This is a genomic window from Agrobacterium sp. a22-2 (assembly GCF_012276985.1).
Classification (GTDB): domain Bacteria; phylum Pseudomonadota; class Alphaproteobacteria; order Rhizobiales; family Rhizobiaceae; genus Allorhizobium.
In genome coordinates, this window is the sequence record NZ_JAAXMM010000012.1 from 91,837 (window position 1) to 109,380 (window position 17,544).

The 17,544-nt window shown below is 62.4% G+C and carries 16 protein-coding genes; 4 read left to right on the forward strand and 12 right to left on the reverse strand.

Features of this window, described 5'->3' with window-relative positions:
- Window position 1: 1 nt before the first annotated feature.
- The 3 genes from HFC70_RS18895 to gmd are packed head-to-tail and all read right to left on the reverse strand — an operon-like array spanning window position 2 to window position 3,139.
- Complete coding sequence (locus tag HFC70_RS18895; RefSeq protein ID WP_256368936.1) at window positions 2-1,132, reverse strand: glycosyltransferase family 4 protein; 1,131 nt, start codon at window positions 1,130-1,132, stop codon at window positions 2-4.
- Window position 1,133: 1 nt separating this feature from the next.
- Window positions 1,134-2,069 (reverse strand): GDP-L-fucose synthase, encoded by a 936-nt coding sequence (locus tag HFC70_RS18900; protein ID WP_168474846.1) that lies wholly within the window; start codon window positions 2,067-2,069, stop codon window positions 1,134-1,136.
- The gene (gene gmd, locus HFC70_RS18905) at window positions 2,069-3,139 is read right to left on the reverse strand and encodes a GDP-mannose 4,6-dehydratase (protein WP_168474847.1); all 1,071 of its coding nucleotides are present in this window, start codon (window positions 3,137-3,139) and stop codon (window positions 2,069-2,071) included. Before gmd ends, HFC70_RS18900 begins: the two co-directional genes overlap by 1 nt.
- A 157-nt stretch (window positions 3,140-3,296) precedes the next feature.
- On the opposite strand from gmd, the gene HFC70_RS18910 reads away from it, so the two are divergent.
- Entirely contained in the window at window positions 3,297-4,028 is a 732-nt protein-coding gene (locus HFC70_RS18910; protein WP_168474848.1) for a hypothetical protein, read from the forward strand.
- A 142-nt stretch (window positions 4,029-4,170) separates the two neighbouring features.
- On the opposite strand, the gene HFC70_RS18915 is transcribed toward HFC70_RS18910, so the two are convergent.
- The 8 genes from HFC70_RS18915 to HFC70_RS18950 form a co-directional block, all read right to left on the reverse strand.
- On the reverse strand, window positions 4,171-5,280 hold the full coding sequence (locus tag HFC70_RS18915) for a glycosyltransferase family 10 (protein ID WP_168474849.1): 1,110 nt from the start codon (window positions 5,278-5,280) through the stop codon (window positions 4,171-4,173).
- A 143-nt stretch (window positions 5,281-5,423) separates the two neighbouring features.
- The gene (gene greA, locus HFC70_RS18920) at window positions 5,424-5,900 is read right to left on the reverse strand and encodes a transcription elongation factor GreA (RefSeq protein ID WP_168474850.1); all 477 of its coding nucleotides are present in this window, start codon (window positions 5,898-5,900) and stop codon (window positions 5,424-5,426) included.
- Window positions 5,901-6,083: 183 nt separating this feature from the next.
- The gene (locus HFC70_RS18925) at window positions 6,084-7,625 is read right to left on the reverse strand and encodes an MFS transporter (RefSeq protein WP_168474851.1); all 1,542 of its coding nucleotides are present in this window, start codon (window positions 7,623-7,625) and stop codon (window positions 6,084-6,086) included.
- Between the two features lie 300 nt (window positions 7,626-7,925).
- Window positions 7,926-8,402, reverse strand: a complete 477-nt coding sequence (locus HFC70_RS18930; RefSeq protein ID WP_168474852.1) for an SRPBCC family protein — start codon at window positions 8,400-8,402, stop codon at window positions 7,926-7,928.
- 2 nt (window positions 8,403-8,404) lie between these two features.
- On the reverse strand, window positions 8,405-8,851 hold the full coding sequence (locus HFC70_RS18935; RefSeq protein ID WP_168474853.1) for an SRPBCC family protein: 447 nt from the start codon (window positions 8,849-8,851) through the stop codon (window positions 8,405-8,407).
- Window positions 8,844-9,197, reverse strand: a complete 354-nt coding sequence (locus HFC70_RS18940) for a helix-turn-helix transcriptional regulator (protein WP_168474854.1) — start codon at window positions 9,195-9,197, stop codon at window positions 8,844-8,846. Before HFC70_RS18940 ends, HFC70_RS18935 begins: the two co-directional genes overlap by 8 nt.
- Window positions 9,198-9,760: 563 nt before the next feature.
- Window positions 9,761-13,249 carry a carbamoyl-phosphate synthase large subunit gene (gene carB / locus HFC70_RS18945; RefSeq protein ID WP_168474855.1) on the reverse strand — a complete coding sequence of 1,163 codons (3,489 nt, stop codon included), beginning with the start codon at window positions 13,247-13,249 and terminating at the stop codon, window positions 9,761-9,763.
- 295 nt (window positions 13,250-13,544) lie between these two features.
- The gene (locus HFC70_RS18950) at window positions 13,545-13,733 is read right to left on the reverse strand and encodes a hypothetical protein (RefSeq protein WP_168474856.1); all 189 of its coding nucleotides are present in this window, start codon (window positions 13,731-13,733) and stop codon (window positions 13,545-13,547) included.
- A 147-nt stretch (window positions 13,734-13,880) separates the two neighbouring features.
- Here HFC70_RS18950 and HFC70_RS18955 point away from each other — a divergent pair, with 147 nt between their 5' ends.
- Both HFC70_RS18955 and HFC70_RS18960 read left to right on the forward strand, forming a co-directional pair.
- The gene (locus tag HFC70_RS18955) at window positions 13,881-14,546 is read left to right on the forward strand and encodes a glutathione S-transferase family protein (RefSeq protein WP_168474857.1); all 666 of its coding nucleotides are present in this window, start codon (window positions 13,881-13,883) and stop codon (window positions 14,544-14,546) included.
- Between the two features lie 123 nt (window positions 14,547-14,669).
- Window positions 14,670-15,596 carry a neutral zinc metallopeptidase gene (locus HFC70_RS18960; RefSeq protein ID WP_168474858.1) on the forward strand — a complete coding sequence of 309 codons (927 nt, stop codon included), beginning with the start codon at window positions 14,670-14,672 and terminating at the stop codon, window positions 15,594-15,596.
- Between the two features lie 54 nt (window positions 15,597-15,650).
- On the opposite strand, the gene HFC70_RS18965 is transcribed toward HFC70_RS18960, so the two are convergent.
- Complete coding sequence (locus HFC70_RS18965; protein WP_168474859.1) at window positions 15,651-16,481, reverse strand: SDR family oxidoreductase; 831 nt, start codon at window positions 16,479-16,481, stop codon at window positions 15,651-15,653.
- Window positions 16,482-16,610: 129 nt separating this feature from the next.
- Here HFC70_RS18965 and HFC70_RS18970 point away from each other — a divergent pair, with 129 nt between their 5' ends.
- Window positions 16,611-17,504, forward strand: coding sequence for a LysR family transcriptional regulator (locus tag HFC70_RS18970; RefSeq protein ID WP_168474860.1), 894 nt, complete (start codon window positions 16,611-16,613; stop codon window positions 17,502-17,504).
- Window positions 17,505-17,544 lie beyond the last annotated feature (40 nt).

The window sequence follows — 17,544 nt, forward strand, 5'->3', positions numbered from 1 at the left end:
GTCATGCCGCCTCTGCGCGCGACGGCGTTTCATATGCCGCGCTTTCCGCTTCCAGCATGCGCTGCAAGGTGAAATTGGCGAGGACGTGGCGGCGGGCTTCCTTACCCATCAGCAGCAGTCTTGCCCGATCGGAGAGCGCATGCCGGATCGTGTCCGTCATTGCCGAGGGGTTTCCCGGCTCCACGAGCCAGCCGGTCTTTTCATGAACGACGGTTTCGAGGCTACCGCCGTGCGCTGTCGCGATCACCGGGACCTCCATGGCCTCGGCCTCGATCGTCGTCAATCCCAAGGCTTCCGGGCGAACCGAGGCGGAAAACGCCAGGTCCGTCGCGGCCAGCACCGGCCTCACGTCGCTCAGCCCGCCAGTCCACGTGATGCGTTTTTCGAGCCCAAGTTCCGCCGAGAGCGCCTGAAGCCTCCGCGTCATCTCCGGTGTGCCGGATCCGACGAAGACCATGTGCCAGTCGAGATCGCGAACCTGGGACAGCGCCTTCATCAATTCGGAATGCCCCTTGAGAGGGGTCAGGCGGCCGATCATGGCGAGCATGGCGGTCTGGTCGCCTAGTCCGAGTGCCGCGCGCTGCTCGTTTCGCGCTGCTTGCGATATGGCGGCGGGATCGAAACGTGCCTCGTTGATACCCCGCGGTGCCAGCAGGATCTTTGCCGCCGGGACTTTGTAGACCGTGCAGATGTGATCGAAGATGAATTGCGAGGTGGCGACGACGCAGTCCGAGCGCACCATTGAACTGTTATAAAAGCGCTTGAGAGCGTTCCCGTGGCCGTGGGCGCCGTGGACGGTCGTCACAAACCGCACCGGTCTGCGGACCATCAGCCGGCAGGCGATCCAACCGACCCAGGCCGGCGCTCGGCTCAAGGCGTGAACGACATCGATCCGCTCTTCTCGGATAAGGCGGCTTATCCGGCAGGCGTTAGCCAATATTGCCCAAGGCGTCTTGCGTCCGATTGGGATGACGACATGCCGCGTGCCGGCCGGCAGTTCGGACACCAGGGGACCGCCGGCGCTCGCGACCCAGTTATCCACGCCCTTTTCGTCGAGATGGCGCGCCATGTCCACAGCGCATTTCTCGACGCCGCCTTCTTTCAGGGCCGGAAGAAGCTGGAGAACGCGCATATCATCTACCCAGGTTTTCGAGATACCACTGATAGGTCCGGGAAATACCCTGGCGCAGGTCCGTCTTCGGGCGCCATCCCATCGCGGCGAGCTTGGCGTTCGACATCAGCTTGCGTGGCGTCCCATCCGGCTTGGAAGGATCGGTCTCTATCCGTCCGGTAAAGCCGACGACCTCGGCGACGGTCGTCATCAGATCGAGGATCGAGACGTCGTTGCCGGAGCCGACATTGACGTGCTCGTAGTCCTCGTAATTCTTCAGCAGGAACACCAGCGCGTCGGCGCAGTCCTCGACGAACAGGAATTCGCGGCGAGGCGTGCCCGTTCCCCAAATCGTCACATGGTCGAGGTCGGCCAGCTTCGCCTCGTGCGCCTTGCGGATCAGGGCCGGCAGGACGTGGCTGGACTGCAGGTCGAAATTGTCATTGGGACCATACAGATTGGTTGGCATGGCCGAGACGAAGCGCGCGCCCTTTTCCTTCATGTAAGCCTGGCAGAGCTTGATGCCGGCGATCTTGGCGATCGCGTACCATTCGTTGGTCGGTTCGAGCGGGCCGGTCAGAAGGGCGCTTTCCTCGATCGGCTGCGCGGCAAGCTTCGGATAGATGCAACTCGACCCCAGGAACAGCAGCTTTTCGACGCCGGCATCGTAGGCCGTCTTGATGACGTTGAGTTCCATCGACAGGTTTCGCTGGAGGAATTCCACCGGCTGCCGGTCGTTGGCGAGGATGCCGCCGACCTTAGCCGCGGCCATGATCACGGCTTGAGGTCGGTTCTCGTCGAAGAAGCGTTCCACATCGGCCTGGCGTTCCAGATCGACGCGATCGCGTGGTGCGACGAGGACCTCGCAGCCTTCGCTTTCAAGCCGCCTGGCAACGGCACTGCCGACCATGCCTCGATGGCCGGCGACCCAGATGCGCTTTCCTGATAGCCCGTACATCAGTCGCGGCCCTTGTTCGTCAGCTCCCGCCGCATCAGCTTGATGTCTTCGCGCACCATCTCGCAGGCCAGTTCCCGGGCACTGGTCTCGTGACGCCAGCCGAGAACCCTGTGGGCCTTCGAGGGATCGCCCAGAAGCAGATCGACCTCCGTCGGGCGGAAGTAGCGCGGATCGATGCTGACGAGCAGCTTGCCCGTCGTCGCGTCGAAGCCTTTCTCGTCGCGTCCCGTGCCCTCCCAGCGGATGTCGATGCCGGCTTCGGAGAAAGACCATTCGACGAATTCGCGCACCGTCGTCGTCGTGCCGGTCGCCAGCACATAATCGTCGCTCTGTGGTTGCTGCAGCATCAGCCACATGCCGCGCACATATTCCCGGGCGTGGCCCCAGTCACGCTTGGCGTCGAGATTGCCGAGGAAGAGTTGATCCTGGATGCCGAGGGTGATGGCGGCGACGGCGCGGGTGATCTTGCGCGTCACGAAGGTTTCGCCGCGCATCGGGCTCTCGTGGTTGAAGAGGATGCCGTTCGAGGCATGCAGCCCGTAGGCCTCGCGATAGTTCACGACGATCCAGTAGGCATAGAGCTTCGCGGCGGCATAGGGCGAGCGTGGGTAGAAGGGTGTCGTCTCGCTCTGCGGGACGTCCTGCGCCTTGCCGTAGAGTTCGGAGGTCGAGGCCTGGTAGAAACGGGTCTTCTCTTCCAGCCCGAGAATACGGATCGCCTCAAGCATGCGCAAAGTGCCAATGGCATCTGCATTGGCCGTGTATTCGGGGGTTTCGAAGCTCACCTGGACGTGGCTTTGGGCCGCCAGATTGTAGATCTCGTCCGGCTGGGTCTGCTGCACGATGCGCACGAGATTGGTTGCGTCCGTCATGTCTCCATAATGGAGAACGAAACGCTGGTCCGGCTCGTGTGGGTCTTCGTAGATGTTCTCGATACGTCCGGTGTTAAACGAAGAGGACCGGCGCTTGATGCCGTGGACAAGATAGCCCTTGTCCAAGAGAAACTGCGCCAGGTAAGCGCCATCCTGGCCGGTCACGCCGGTTATCAGTGCCACGGGTTTCTTGGACAATGCGGTTCTCCAGCGGAAAGTCGGTGCGGCTTATACCAGAATGGTCACGCGATCAACAATGGCGTCGCACGCCCAGGCCTGCCCCGGCTTGTTTGCATTCCCGCATCACCTTGGCTATAGCCCTGCGAGATATTCTCCTTTAGGCGAGCCAAGATAGATGCAGACCATCATATGCATAAAGTGGGGTGACCGATATCCGTCGGATTATGCCAATCGTCTCTGGTCGATGATCCAGCGCAATACGAAGCGCCCGACCCGGCTCGTGTGCTTCACCGAGGATCCGGTCGGCCTGCATCCCGACATCATCGTGCATCCCCTGCCGCCGATCAAGATTCCGGAAATCGTGCAGTGGAAGGGCTGGCGCAAGATCTCGCTGTGGCAGGCGCCGCTGGCCGATCTGGAAGGCGAGGTCCTGTTTCTCGATCTCGATATCGTCATCACCGGATCGATCGACGAATTCTTCGACTACGAGCCGGGCAAATTCTGCATTGCCGAGAACTGGTCGCAGCCCGGCGAGGGGATCGGCAACACGTCGGTCTATCGCTGGAAGATCGGCACCAACACGCATGTCTTCGAGGATTTCATCAAGGACGGCGACGGACCGGTTGCCAAGTATCGGATTTCGCAGCGCTACATTTCGGCGGTCGCCCACGACATGACCTATTGGCCGAAGGAATGGACGGCGAGCTTCAAGCATGACCTGCTGCCGAAATGGCCGATGAACTTCTTCAAGGTGCCGGAACTGCCGAAGAGCGTGCGCATCGTCGCCTTTACCGGCAAGCCCGATCCGGACGAGGCAGCGATCGGTGTCTGGCCGGTCAAGGCCTGGTGGAAGAAGCTCTACAAGCACGTCCGCCCGACGCCGTGGATCGACGAATTGTGGCGTTGATCCCGGCCCAGGAAACGCTCTGAGCGGTTGGATAAAGCGTGTCGCGATCTTTCAGGCTCGCTCGTCACGCTTTCTCTCTTTGTTTTATCACATGTCGTTGTCCCGAAACCGGTTCCCACTTTCGGGCGCCATGCTTTAGACCTTAGCGACGGTTGGCGAGGCGGTTTTTCAGATGAAGCGCCTCGCGGAACAGGGCGTCCACGGCCGAGAGCACCGGGTGGGCCTTCTGGGCGGCGCGCTGGCTCATGATCGTGCCGTTGCCGACGGCAAGGTTGCGGCCGGCGTCGTCGCGGATGACCCGGCCGACCAACGGGAAGAGGTTGTGTTCTTCCAGCACGCGCCGGCGGGCTTCGCGGATGGCCGGCAGGCGTTTTTCGTATTCGTGGCCGTCGATGGCCTCGCGGATGATGCGCAAGGCGTCTTCCGGCTGGCGGATGTCGATGGCGATGAAGCTTTCCGCCGGGACATAATCGGCGGCGTTCGGCGCGCCGAAATAGAAGGGCAGTGCCAGCCCCAGAAACGGGTCCGCCAGCTTTTCCGTGAAATGGTGGGCGCCGATGTGGTTTTCGATGGCCAGGTGGTATTTGTAGGCGTCGATCGCTTCGGCCTTGTCGTCGAGCGGGCGGTGGCCGCGTCCGTAGACATCCAGTTCCGGCAGGCGGGCTGCGGCAAGCTGGGTGAAATCATAGCGCAGCCGATGCAGGGTGTGGCCCTGGCGCTTGGTGGAGCAGACCGTAGACAGGACGGCGGTCTTCACCGGCTCGTGGGCAGCGATCTCATCGGCCGTCATCGCGTGGTGGGCGCCGTCGCCGTAGAACCAGCGCAGCCCCGACTGTCCCCAGATGCGGCCCGGATGGCGCAGCGCAAAGGGCTCCTGGCTGGTGACGACATGGCCGAACTGCCGGGTATAGGCCCGGCCATAGATCTTGATGGAACTCGGCTCAGTCGTTAGGAGAATGGTGTTGCTCTGCGGGCAATCCAGCCGCTCGATCCGCATCGGCCGCCGCTCTGCCTGTTCCGGCGGCAGGTTCTCATAGACCACAAGCCAATCGTAGCCGCGCGCCTCAGGATCGAAGGTGAACTGCAATCCATGGGCCTGCGCCCATCCGTCCATCAGCTGCCGCGACAAGCGGCTGACACCGTTGAAGTCATCGACCCTGCTCATCACCTTCACGAGCAACGGGCGTGCCGGCGCGCGGTCGCTGGTTGAGCCCGTTGCGGGACTGGTCTTCAGATCAAGGCTTGCTGTCATGTCCGTCTCATTCCGGTCTCCGGTCCTCCGGGGGCCTTTCAAAACAAAGCCGGCGTTCGGGGTAAACCAATCGCCGGCATGTCTGTTTTCTCAGCCGATCCGCGACGCGCCATGAGGCCTGGTCGCGGATCTATCGTCAGGGCTCAGCCCCAGTTGACCGCGAGGATCTCGTAGGCCTTGGAGCCGCCGGGGGCGACGACTTCGATGCTGTCGCCGACTTCCTTGCCGATCATCGCGCGGGCGATGGGCGAGGAGATCGAGATGCGGCCCTGCTTGACGTCGGCTTCCTGGTCGCCGACGATCTGATAGGTCTTTTCCTCTTCGGTGTCTTCGTCGACGAGCTTGACCGTGGCGCCGAACTTGATCTTGCTGCCGGACATTTTCGACAGGTCGATCACCTCGGCACGGGCGATGAAATCTTCCAGTTCGCCGACGCGGCCCTCGTTGTGGCTCTGGGCTTCCTTGGCGGCGTGATATTCGGCATTTTCGGAAAGGTCACCATGGGCGCGCGCCTCGGCGATCGCCTCGATGATTCTCGGACGCTCTTCCTGCTGACGCCAGCGCAGTTCTTCCTGCAGCCTGGCGAAGCCGTTCTGCGTCATCGGTACCTTTTCAACCATTTCCTCTTCCTTCACTCTCCCATGACCGCATCGGCGGGCACAAAGAAAAACAGGTTCCGAAGCAAAGCCCCGGAACCATGTTTCAAATCAGATCTGTCATGACTATAGCAGAGTGTGACCGCGCATTTCCAGAAATTTCGTTATCCGATTGGAAACCCATTTCCGGAACTCCGCCCCATGCCGTCAGTGGCCGCCGCGCTCGATGATCTCGGACCTGCCGTAGACGCGGTGGGCGAGCGCCACCAGCAGGATCAGCGTGACGGCGGAAATGGCGCAACAGACGGCAAAGCCGAGCGAGAAGCTGTCGCGCGCCAATTCGAGCCAGGGCGCCACCGTTCCTGACCCTTCCAGGCGAGCGACGTCGACCGCGCCGGCCAATGTGGAGCGCACGGCGGCCGCCTTGTCACCGTCCATCGCGCCGAGATCGGCATCGGCCATTGCGAGGCGATAGATCAGGCTGCCCAGGCTTCCCAGAAGGGCGACGCCCAGGGCGCCACCGAATTCCGCCCCGGTTTCCGATATGGCTGATGCGGCGCCGGCGCGCTCCGGCGGGCTGGACCCGACGATCAGGCCGGTCGTCGTCAGAACCACTGGGACGAAGCCGAGCCCCATGAGCATGCTGGCCGCCAAGACGCCATAAAGGTTTTGATTGTAAGCGGCGATCCCCATGACCGCCAGGCCCAGTGCATCGACGAGCAGGCCCAGAAACACGGTACGCACGGCACCCAGCCGGTTGGTGATGCGATAGGCCTGAAAGGACATGACGGTGAAAACGATGCCGGGGGCTGCCGACCAGATCGCCGCCTCAATCGCGGAAAGGCCCAGTACCAGCTGCAGGAATAGGTTCTGAAACAGGAAGGTGCCGAAAATGAAGAAGACGCCGGCCAGATTGATCAGCAGGGAGGTTGTGAAGGCAGGAATCCGGAAGAGGGCGAGATCGATCAGAGGATCTGCAAGCCGCTTCTGTCGTCGGACGAACAGGACGCCGAAGGCGAGGCCGGCTGCGATGGGAAGGAGATGGCTCACCATCATGCCATCGGTCGCGATCTTCTTGAAACCGTAGATGACCGGCAGCACCGTCGCGAGCGACAGCGCCACGCTCGCAAGGTCGAGGCGGCCGCTCTCGCCACTGCGATATTCCGGAAGCAGGAACGGCGCCAGCACGATCAAGAGCAACATGACCGGTACATTGATCAGGAAGACCGAGCCCCAGTGAAAATATTCGAGCAGCACGCCGCCGATCAGCGGGCCAATCAGGCCGCCAAGGGCAAAGCCGGTGCCCCATATGCCGATTGCCCGATTGCGCTCGCCCTCGTCGCGAAAGAGGTTGACGACCAGCGAAAGCGTCGACGGCGCGATGGTGGCGCCGGCAATTCCAAGCAGAGCGCGCGCCAGGATCAGCATCGATGCCGATGTGGAGAAGGCGGCGAAGATCGAGGCCGCGCTAAAGGCGGCCGCGCCGATCAGAAGCACCTTGCGGCGTCCGACACGGTCGCCAAGGGTGCCCATGGTGACGAGGAAGCCAGCCACCATGAAGCCGTAGATATCGTTGACCCATAGCAATTCGGCGGCCGACGGATCGAGGTCCGTGACGATTGCGGGCATGGCCAGGAACAGGACCGAAAGGTCCATGGAATAGATCAGGCAGGCGATCGAGAGGATCGCAAGTCCCGTCCATTCCCGGCGACCGGCCAATTGTGGCGTCGATGTCGTCATCTCGTGCATGGTCATCCTCGTATGGGGCAAAGACGTCCGTGTCGGACCGCTATCACCAAACAAATGTCAAATATACACGCCGCAGCCAAGCCGCGGCGGTGCGTGCCATCCGGCTGTCATGTCGATGTCCAGCCGCGTCCTATAGGAGCCTGACGGCTTTGAAAAGAACATAACATGAACAAAATAGTTGAAATCGGCCGATGGGAGACCGCATCCGTCGGAGCAATGGTGGCATGACCTGCGGTTTGGGCGTCATGCGGGTGAGGTCCCCGCATGACAGTCGCGACTGTGTTTGCCGGTGAAACCGTTTCAGCCGACCTGTGTGCCGAGATAGGTGCCGAGATAGGCGTCGAGCTTGGCGAGCGTCTGGTTGCCGCCTTCGACCGCGCCGAATTTCAGCGTTGCGTCGCGCGCTTCTGCCGTTGGGAAGACAAGGCTCAGCGTCACGCGGGTCTTGTCGCCCTCTGCCTCGAAGCTGATCACTCCTTCGAAATGCCGGGGCTCGTCGATTTCGCCGCCGTGGTCATAGACGAGGCGTGTCGGCGGGCTGATCTCGCGGTAGCGGATCCAGTTCGGCCAGTCCTTGCCGTCCGGGCCGTGCATGGTGTAGCGCCACAGGCCGCCGACGGAAAAATCCATTTCATGGGTTTCGTTGGTGAAACCGTCCGGCCCCCACCAGGCGTCGAGATGCTCAGCCGTGGAGAACATCCGGAAGACCCGTTCGGGCGGTGCACTGATGAGGCGGGAGACGGAAAGGGTTCTGTTCGGTTCTGCTGGGACTGTCATGGTCAGGGCTTCCCGGTTGCGTGATGAAGGTGGCTTTCCAGGCGATCGAAATTCTGCTCGTTGGCGGCCGCCAGGAATTTCGAGAGTTGCAGGTTTTCCTCAGTACGCTCGAACAGCATGCGCCAGGTGAGCCGGGTGCCGACCGCTTCTTCCTCGAAGGTCATGATCATGGTGAAGACATGCATCGGCAGATGGTGGATGTAGCTGATGCGCTCGGGCGCAACGACCTCCTCGAACGTGCAGTGGTTGTCGAAATCCGTGCCGTTGGAGGCGGTCATGACGATCCGCCAGGTACCGCCGGGCCGGAAGTCGAATTCGGGAATGGTATTGGTAAAGCCATGCGGACCCCACCAATGCTTCAACTGTTCGGGCTGGCTGAAGGCGTCGAAAACCGCCTGACGGGCGGCGGTAAAGACACGCGTGTTGAGGATTTCAAGCGTTTCACTCATGGTCGTCGCTCTCGTTGTCCGCTTGGGTCTTGATGGTCTCGAGATAGGCCTCCAGCCGGTCGAAGCGCTGTTCCCAGAGATTGCGATAGTCGTCGAGCCAGGTGTCCAGCTTCTGCAGCGGCTCGGCCTCCAACCGACAGGGACGCCATTGCGCGGAGCGTCCTCGCGAGATCAGCTTTGCCCGCTCCAGCACCTTCAGGTGCTTGGAGACCGCTGGAAGGCTGATGGCGAAGGGTTCGGCCAATTCGTTGACGGTTGCCTCGCCCAGCGCCAGCCGCGCCAGGATCGCCCGGCGGGTGGGGTCGGCGAGCGCCGACAGCGTATCGGAGAGAGGGTCGGAAGACATTGTTTATCCGATTGGTTAATTAACTAGATGGATAAATACAATGGAATACGATTGTGGTCAACACCGTCTGCGGGTTGTGGCGGGATCGTTTGGGCGGGGATGAGCTCCCCGCGAGCGGGTGAGGGAAGGGGCGATGGGCAGCCTTAGAAAAAGGTCATCGCCAAGCGCCAGAAGCCTGCGAGGGCAGCGATCGCGGCTATCCAGACGGTGACCGAGAATACGGTCGCAATCAGAAGATATTTCATCCGCGGGGTCATGGTTGCGATCCGTCCTGGGCAGCGTTGCCGGTCGCAATCTTAATGCCTCGAGGTGGATTTTTGTGTTTAACCCTTTGTTAGTGTTTATATTTCCTTAACGTGCGCGCCGCTTGGGCGCCGAAGGGTCGCAGCACGGCACAGGCTGTGCCAGCACCGGTCAGGAGAATGGCGAACCGTCTGTGGATAACGATGTGCGAGGTGGTGGTGGCATGCCGAGGCGAAGAGGGCGGCGCGTATGACAGCACAAAAAAAGACCCCGCCGGTTCTACCCGGCAGGGCCTGTCATTCGGCGATCCTTGGCAGGTCTTATGCGAAATAGCTCTGCAACGGCCGCACTTCCAGCTGGCCCTTCTTCAGCGCCTGGATGGCCTGGGCAGCAGCAAGGGCGCCGGCCATGGTGGTGTAATAGGGTACTTTCTGCATCAGCGCGGCGCGGCGCAGCGATTTGCTATCCGAGATCGCCTTGTTGCCGTCGGTGGTGTTGATCACCAGCTGGACCTGACGGTTGCGGATGGCATCCTCGATATGCGGGCGGCCTTCCAGCACCTTGTTGATCTTGACGGCGGCAATGCCGTTTTCGGCGAGGAAGCGCTGCGTGCCGCCGGTCGCCATGACCTTGAAGCCGATTTCGGTCAGCAGTTGTACGGCCGGCAGGACGCGCTCCTTGTCCTCGTCGCGGATCGACACGAAGACCGTTCCGTCGCGCGGCAGTTCGACGCCGGCGCCGAGCTGGCTCTTGGCAAAGGCCAGCGCGAAATCGGTGTCGAGGCCGATCACTTCGCCGGTCGAGCGCATTTCCGGGCCGAGCAGCGTATCGACGCCGGGGAAGCGGGCAAACGGGAAGACTGCTTCCTTGACGGCGATGTGCTTCAGGTTGCGCGGATCGGGCTTCTTGCCATAGGCGGCAATGGCGGCTTCGAGCGTTTCGCCGGCCATGATGCGGGCAGCGATCTTGGCGATCGGCGCGCCGATGGTTTTTGCGACGAAGGGCACGGTGCGCGAGGCGCGCGGGTTGACTTCCAGAACGTAGATCGTGCCGTCCTTGATGGCATATTGCACGTTCATCAGGCCGCCGACATTGAGCGCCTTGGCGAGCGCCGTGGTCTGGCGTTCCAGTTCGTCCAGCACCTCTTCGCTCAAGAGGCGCGAGGGCAGCGAGCAGGCGCTGTCGCCGGAGTGGATGCCGGCCTCTTCGATATGCTCCATGATGCCGGTGACGAAGACGTCCGTGCCGTCGCACAGCGCGTCGACATCGACTTCGACGGCATTGGTCAGGTAGCTGTCGAACAGCAGCGGGTTCTTGCTGAGCAGGGTGTTGATCTGGCCGGTCTTGTCATTGGGATAGCGCTGCTTGATGTCTTCCGGGACGAGGCCCGGAACGGTGTCGAGCAGGTAGCTCTGCAGCATGGATTCCGAATGGATGATCTGCATGGCGCGGCCGCCGAGAACATAGGACGGGCGCACCACCAGCGGGAAGCCGATTTCGGCCGCGACAACACGGGCCTGCTCGACGGAATAGGCGATGCCGTTGTTCGGCTGGTTGAGGTCGAGCTTCATCAGCAGCTTCTGGAAGCGGTCGCGGTCTTCGGCCAGATCGATCATGTCGGGCGCCGTGCCGAGGATCGGGATGCCGTTCTTTTCGAGCGCTTCGGCCAGCTTCAGCGGCGTCTGGCCGCCGAACTGCACGATGACGCCGACCAGTGTGCCGTTCTCCTGTTCGGCGCGCATGATCTCGATGACGTCTTCGGCGGTCAGCGGCTCGAAATAGAGACGGTCCGAGGTGTCGTAGTCGGTCGATACGGTTTCCGGATTGCAGTTGACCATGATCGCTTCATAGCCAGCATCCTTCAGCGCGAAGGCGGCATGGCAGCAGCAATAGTCGAACTCGATGCCCTGGCCGATGCGGTTGGGACCGCCGCCGAGGATGACGACTTTCTTGCGGTCGGAGACCAGAGCTTCGGAGCGGGCGCTGCCGACGAAGGGCGTTTCGTAGGTCGAGTACATATAGGCGGTCGGCGAGGCGAATTCGGCGGCGCAGGTATCGATGCGCTTGAAGACCGGGCGGACGTTCAGGGCATTGCGCAGCTCGGCCACTTCCTTTGGGCGCTTCGAGGTAAGGCTGGCAAGGCGCGCATCGGAAAAGCCCATGGCCTTCAGCATGCGCAGGTTCTCGGCGTCGGCCGGCAGGCCATGCTCGCGCACGCGGGCCTCCATGTCGACGATCGCCTTGAACTGGGCGATGAACCAGGGGTCGATCTTGCAGCCTTCGTGGACTTCCTCCGGCGACATGCCGAGGCGCAGGGCCTGGGCGACCATGCGCAGGCGGTCCGGGGTCGGCGTGCCGATGGCGGCGCGGATGGCATTCTTGTTGTCGCCATTGTCGTCGAGGCCGGGGATCTCGATCTCGTCGAGGCCGGTCAGGCCGGTTTCCAGGCCGCGAAGCGCCTTTTGCAGACTTTCGGCAAAGGTGCGGCCGATCGCCATGACTTCGCCGACCGACTTCATCGCGGTGGTCAACGTCGGAGAGGCGCCGGGGAACTTTTCAAAGGCAAAACGCGGGATCTTGGTGACGACATAATCGATCGACGGCTCAAACGAGGCCGGCGTTGCGCCGCCGGTGATGTCGTTGTCCAGCTCGTCCAGGGTATAGCCGACGGCGAGCTTGGCGGCGATCTTGGCGATCGGGAAGCCGGTGGCCTTGGAGGCCAAGGCGGAGGAGCGCGAGACGCGCGGGTTCATTTCGATGACGACCAGGCGGCCGTCGGCCGGGTTGACGGCGAACTGCACGTTCGAGCCGCCGGTCTCGACGCCGATCTCGCGCAGCACCGCGATCGAGGCGTTGCGCATGATCTGGTATTCCTTGTCGGTCAAGGTCAGCGCCGGGGCAACGGTGATCGAGTCACCGGTATGGACGCCCATCGGGTCGATATTCTCGATCGAGCAGATGATGATGCAATTGTCCGCGTGGTCGCGGACGACCTCCATCTCGTATTCCTTCCAGCCGAGCACCGATTCCTCGATCAGCACTTCGGTGGTCGGCGAGGCGTCGAGGCCCGAGCCGATGATCTCGAAGAATTCCGAGCGGTTATAGGCGATACCGCCGCCGGTGCCGCCCATGGTGAACGACGGGCGGATGATCGCCGGCAGGCCGACGACGTCCAGCGCCTGGGCGGCGATCGCCATGGCATGGTTCATGTAGCGCTGCTTGCGGTCGGTCTCGCCGAGGTTCCACTGGTTTTCCAGCGCGTCGAGCGCGGTGTCGAGCTCGGCACCGGACAGGCTTGCCTTCAGCTTGTCGCGTTCGGCGACATGGGCCTTGCGGTCGAGATCCTTGATGTCCGTGGCATTGGCCAGCAGGGATTTCGGCGTTTCAAGGCCGATGCGGGCCATGGCTTCACGAAACAAAGCGCGGTCCTCGGCCATGTCGATGGCGGCGGGCTTTGCGCCGATCATCTCGACATTGTAGCGCTCCAGTACGCCCATGCGCTTCAGGGACAGCGCGGTGTTGAGTGCGGTTTGGCCGCCCATGGTCGGCAGCAGGGCGTCGGGACGCTCCTTGGCAATGATCTTGGCGACCACTTCCGGGGTGATCGGCTCGACGTAAGTTGCGTCGGCCAGGCCCGGATCGGTCATGATCGTCGCCGGGTTGGAGTTGACCAGGATGACCCGGTAACCCTCTTCCTTCAGCGCCTTGACGGCCTGGGTGCCGGAATAGTCGAACTCGCATGCCTGGCCGATGACGATCGGTCCAGCGCCGATGATGAGGATGGACTTGATATCTTGGCGCTTGGGCATGGTTCTCTATCCGTTTTCAGGTTGCGCAGAAAACCGGCCAAGGTGATGAGGCTCACCGGCCGGGCGCAGAGATCTGGTGTTTTCAGGCTAGAAGCGGCTTATAGGGAAATGTTTCCCCGAGCGGAACCCCGAAAATGGAGCAATCGACAGGAAATATGGCGCGATAGTTACGTCATGCAAAACACGTCTGCAGGGCGGCGTCTTGGGTTTGATGGGCAGGCTTGGTCGATATCCCGCGAATGGTATGGCCAGGAAACGGCAATCGCCGGCTTGACGCAGCGATTGCCGCTGAATATCAGGATTCCTGCTTGGTCCCGGCGCTCTTGCCGTCGGAACTTCTGGAGCGCTCCTCGAAACGATCGGCGCCCTTGGCGAGATCCGAGCCTTTCTGGCGTTCCACTTTCTTTTCTTCCTTTGCAGCGCTCTTGCGCAGACCGCGCGCTGCCTGCTTGCCTTTTTCCGTCGGTGCCTGTTCGATACCCATGACAACTCCTCCTCCGCTCAGGGTTTCTAACTGACCTGAACGGATTGCCGGGGCCGCTTGTTCCCTGCGGACCCGTCATGCACCATCGACTTTTTGTCGGAGCACGCTAGGTTCGAGCCCATGCCGGCCGCTTGCGAAAGGACACCCATGATCACCGTGCACTATCTCGAAAACTCGCGTGCCCATCGCATCCTCTGGCTGCTCGAAGAGCTTGGCCTGGAGTATCAGGTGAAGACCTATAAACGGGCGCCTGATATGCGGGCGCCGGGGAGCCTCAAGGCGGTGCATCCGCTCGGCAAGTCGCCTGTCATCGAGGACAAGGGACGGGTGATGGCCGAAAGCGGCGCGATCATCGAATATCTGGTCGACACCTATGGCGGGGAGGCCCTGCGTCCGGCACATGGGTCCGACGAGCGGCTGCGCTATACCTACTGGTTGCATTATGCGGAGGGCTCGGCCATGCCGCTGCTGCTGCTGAAACTGCTGTTCTCCAGATTGCCGCAGCAGATGCCGCTGGTGCTGCGGCCGGTGGCCCGGCTGATCTCGAAAGGGGTCAGCGCCAAGTTGATCGATCCGCAGCTGGCCGATCACGTCGCCTTCTGGGAGCGCGAATTGGAACGGGACGGCTGGTTTGCCGGCAAGGCCTTTTCGGCGGCCGATATTGCCATGAGCTTTCCGGTCGAGGCGGGCATGACCCGGATCGAAGCGCGGGAGACGGCAGCGCTTCGCCGCTACATGGATGCGATCCGCGCCAGGCCGGCCTATCAGCGCGCGCTTGCGCGTGGCGGCGCCTATGTCTACGCGACCAGCTGACGTCCGGGGTTGCCCGGATTTCGATCTTTAGTGGATGCTTATTTCGCTTGGTGGCCGGGAACGCTTTCCTTTATAGACAGTTACCAGCGGGGACATTGCACGCGATCAGGAGAGGTTTGCGCCATGGAATGGAAGGGCCGACGTCAATCGGACAATATCGAGGATCGCCGGGGTGCATCGCCTGAGCGCTCCGGCATGGGGCGCAACCCGTTCGGACGCAGCGGCATCCAGCTGCCCGGCGGCAGTTCGCGGCGCGGCGGCGGTCTCAGCATCACCACCATCATCTTCCTTGTCGTCATCTATTTCGTCCTGAAGATGATGGGCATCGATATGCTGCAGCTGCTCGACGACGGCTCGACGACAAGTTCCAGCTATGAACAGTCGACCGGCCAGGGCCAGTCCTCGGCCGCCAGTGACGAGATGAAAGCCTTCGTGGCGACCGTGCTGGCCGAGACCGAGGACACCTGGAACGGCATTTTCCAGGCCGAGGGCGAGACCTACCAGGAGCCAAGCCTGGTGCTGTTCTCCGGTCGGGTCAATTCGGCCTGCGGTCTGGCATCGTCGGCGACCGGTCCGTTCTATTGCCCGGGCGACAGCAAGGTCTATCTCGACACGGCCTTCTTCCATGAACTGGAAACCCAGTTCGGAGCGTCTGGCGATTTTGCAGAGGCCTATGTGATTGCCCACGAGGTCGGCCATCACGTGCAGAACCTCACCGGCATCCTGCCGAAGTTCAACCAGATGCGCCAATCGATGAGCGAGACTGAAGCCAACCAGATGTCGGTGCGGGTCGAGCTGCAGGCCGATTGCTTCGCCGGAATCTGGGGCAAATATACCGAGCAGAAGGGCCTTCTCGAAGCCGGCGACCTGGAGGAGGCGCTGAACGCCGCCCGCCAGATCGGCGACGATACGTTGCAGAAGCGCAGCCAGGGCTATGTCGTGCCGGAAAGCTTCAACCACGGCACCTCCGCGCAACGGATGAAATGGTTCAAGCGCGGCTTCGACAGCGGCCAGATGAACTCCTGCGATACGTTTTCCGGAGCGATCTAATGAGCCTCCAGCCGGCGGGCTTCATCTGCGGGCCGGCTGGATCCAGACTTGATATTACGCGTCGATATCGGTTGACAGCGTCACGGCCTTGTTCGCCTCAAGCTCGGCCAGCCGGCCGTGCAGCACGGCGCCGATTGCGGCATAGCTGCTGCTGCCGAGCGCCAGCCGTTTCGGCAGGGTGGCACGGTCGGTGCAATCGATGATGGCCTGCGCCATCTTGGCCGGATCGCCAATGATCTCGAAGCTGCCGGCCGCTATCCCTGCGCGTATCTGTCCGGCCGGCGTTGTCGCATAAACCTCCATTGGTGCGGCGTTGACGATGCCGCCGCCGAACGCGGTGCGAGCCGGGCCGGGCTCTATCAGCGCGATCTCGATGCCGAACGACGCCACTTCCTGGGACACCGATTCAACGAAACCCTCGATGCCCCATTTGCTGGCGTGGTAGAGGCTGAAATTCGGATAGGCGATCTGCCCGCCTTCCGACGAGACCTGCAGGATGCGTCCGCCGTCCTGGGCGCGCAGATGCGGCAGTGCCGCGCGGATGACCTCGATCGAGCCGATCAGGTTGGTGTCGATCTGCCGGCGGATGGCGTCGCTTTCAAGTTCTTCCGCCGCGCCGCACAAGGCGTAGCCGGCATTGTTGACGACGACGTCGATGCGGCCGAGGTCGGCGAAGGCGCGGTCGATGACCGCATGCACGGCCGGCGTATCGGTCACGTCCAGTGTCGCGACCCAGAGCTGGTCGCCATAGCGTGCCTTGAGATCGTCAAGGGCGTCGGCCTTGCGCAGGGTGGCCGCGACGAGGTCGCCGCGGGCGAGCAGCTTTTCCGTGATGATCCGGCCGAAGCCGGAGGAGGTGCCGGTGATGAACCAGGTCTGTGTCATGGTGGAGTCCTTGTTGATGTTCAGGGTTGAGGAGCGGCGTGCTTGCCGCCTTGATACCGAGGACAAAATAAGGGCTTGCGTATTCTGCGACTATCGGCACAATCTCGCATGAACTACTGAAATATAGCCATGAATAACAGACCCGGTCTCGGTGACCTGACCGCCTTTGCGGCGATCGTCGCCCATCGCAGTTTTCGCAAGGCGGCCGATGAACTCGGCCTGTCGCCCTCCACACTGAGCCACATGATCCGCACGCTGGAGCAGACAATGGGCGTGCGGCTGCTGAACCGCACCACCCGCAGCGTCGCACCGACCGAGGCGGGTGCACGGCTGGCCGAGCGGCTGGCGCCGGTGATCCGGGATTTCGATCGGGCGCTGGAGGAGGTCGATGCGTATCGCGGCCGTCCGAGCGGCACGTTGCGCATCAATGCCAGCGAGATCGCCGCCCGGATGCTGATCCAGTCGGTGGTGCCGACCTTTCTGGCGCGCAACCCGGATATGTCGCTCGACCTGGTCACCGAGGACCGGTTGGTCGATATCGTTGCCGAAGGGTTCGACGCGGGGATCCGGCTCGGCGAGGCGGTCCCGCAGGACATGATCGCCGTACGCTTCGGCGGGGAGGCGCGCTTCGTCGCGGTGGCGGCGCCCGCCTATCTCGCTGCCCACGCCGCACCGCGCGTGCCCGACGATCTGAAGGACCATGCCTGCATCCGTTTCCGGCTGCGCAGCGGCAAGCTGTTCCGCTGGGAATTCGAGAAGCACGGCCAGGAGATCAGCATCGACGTGCCGGGTGCGCTGGTGCTCAATCATCTCGACCTGATGGCCGAGGCGGCGGCCGGCGGTCTCGGTATCGCTTATGTTTCGGAACACGCGGCCGCACCCCATCTTGAGCGCGGCACGCTCGTCTGCGTGCTTGAGGACTGGTGCCCGTTCATTCCCGGTCTGTTTCTCTACTATCCCGGCCACCGGCACGTGCCTGCCGGCCTGCGGGCCTTCATCGACGTGCTGAAGGAGGTCGGCTGAGGGCCGGCCTTGAGCTGGATCAAGACATTCGGCCGCCTTC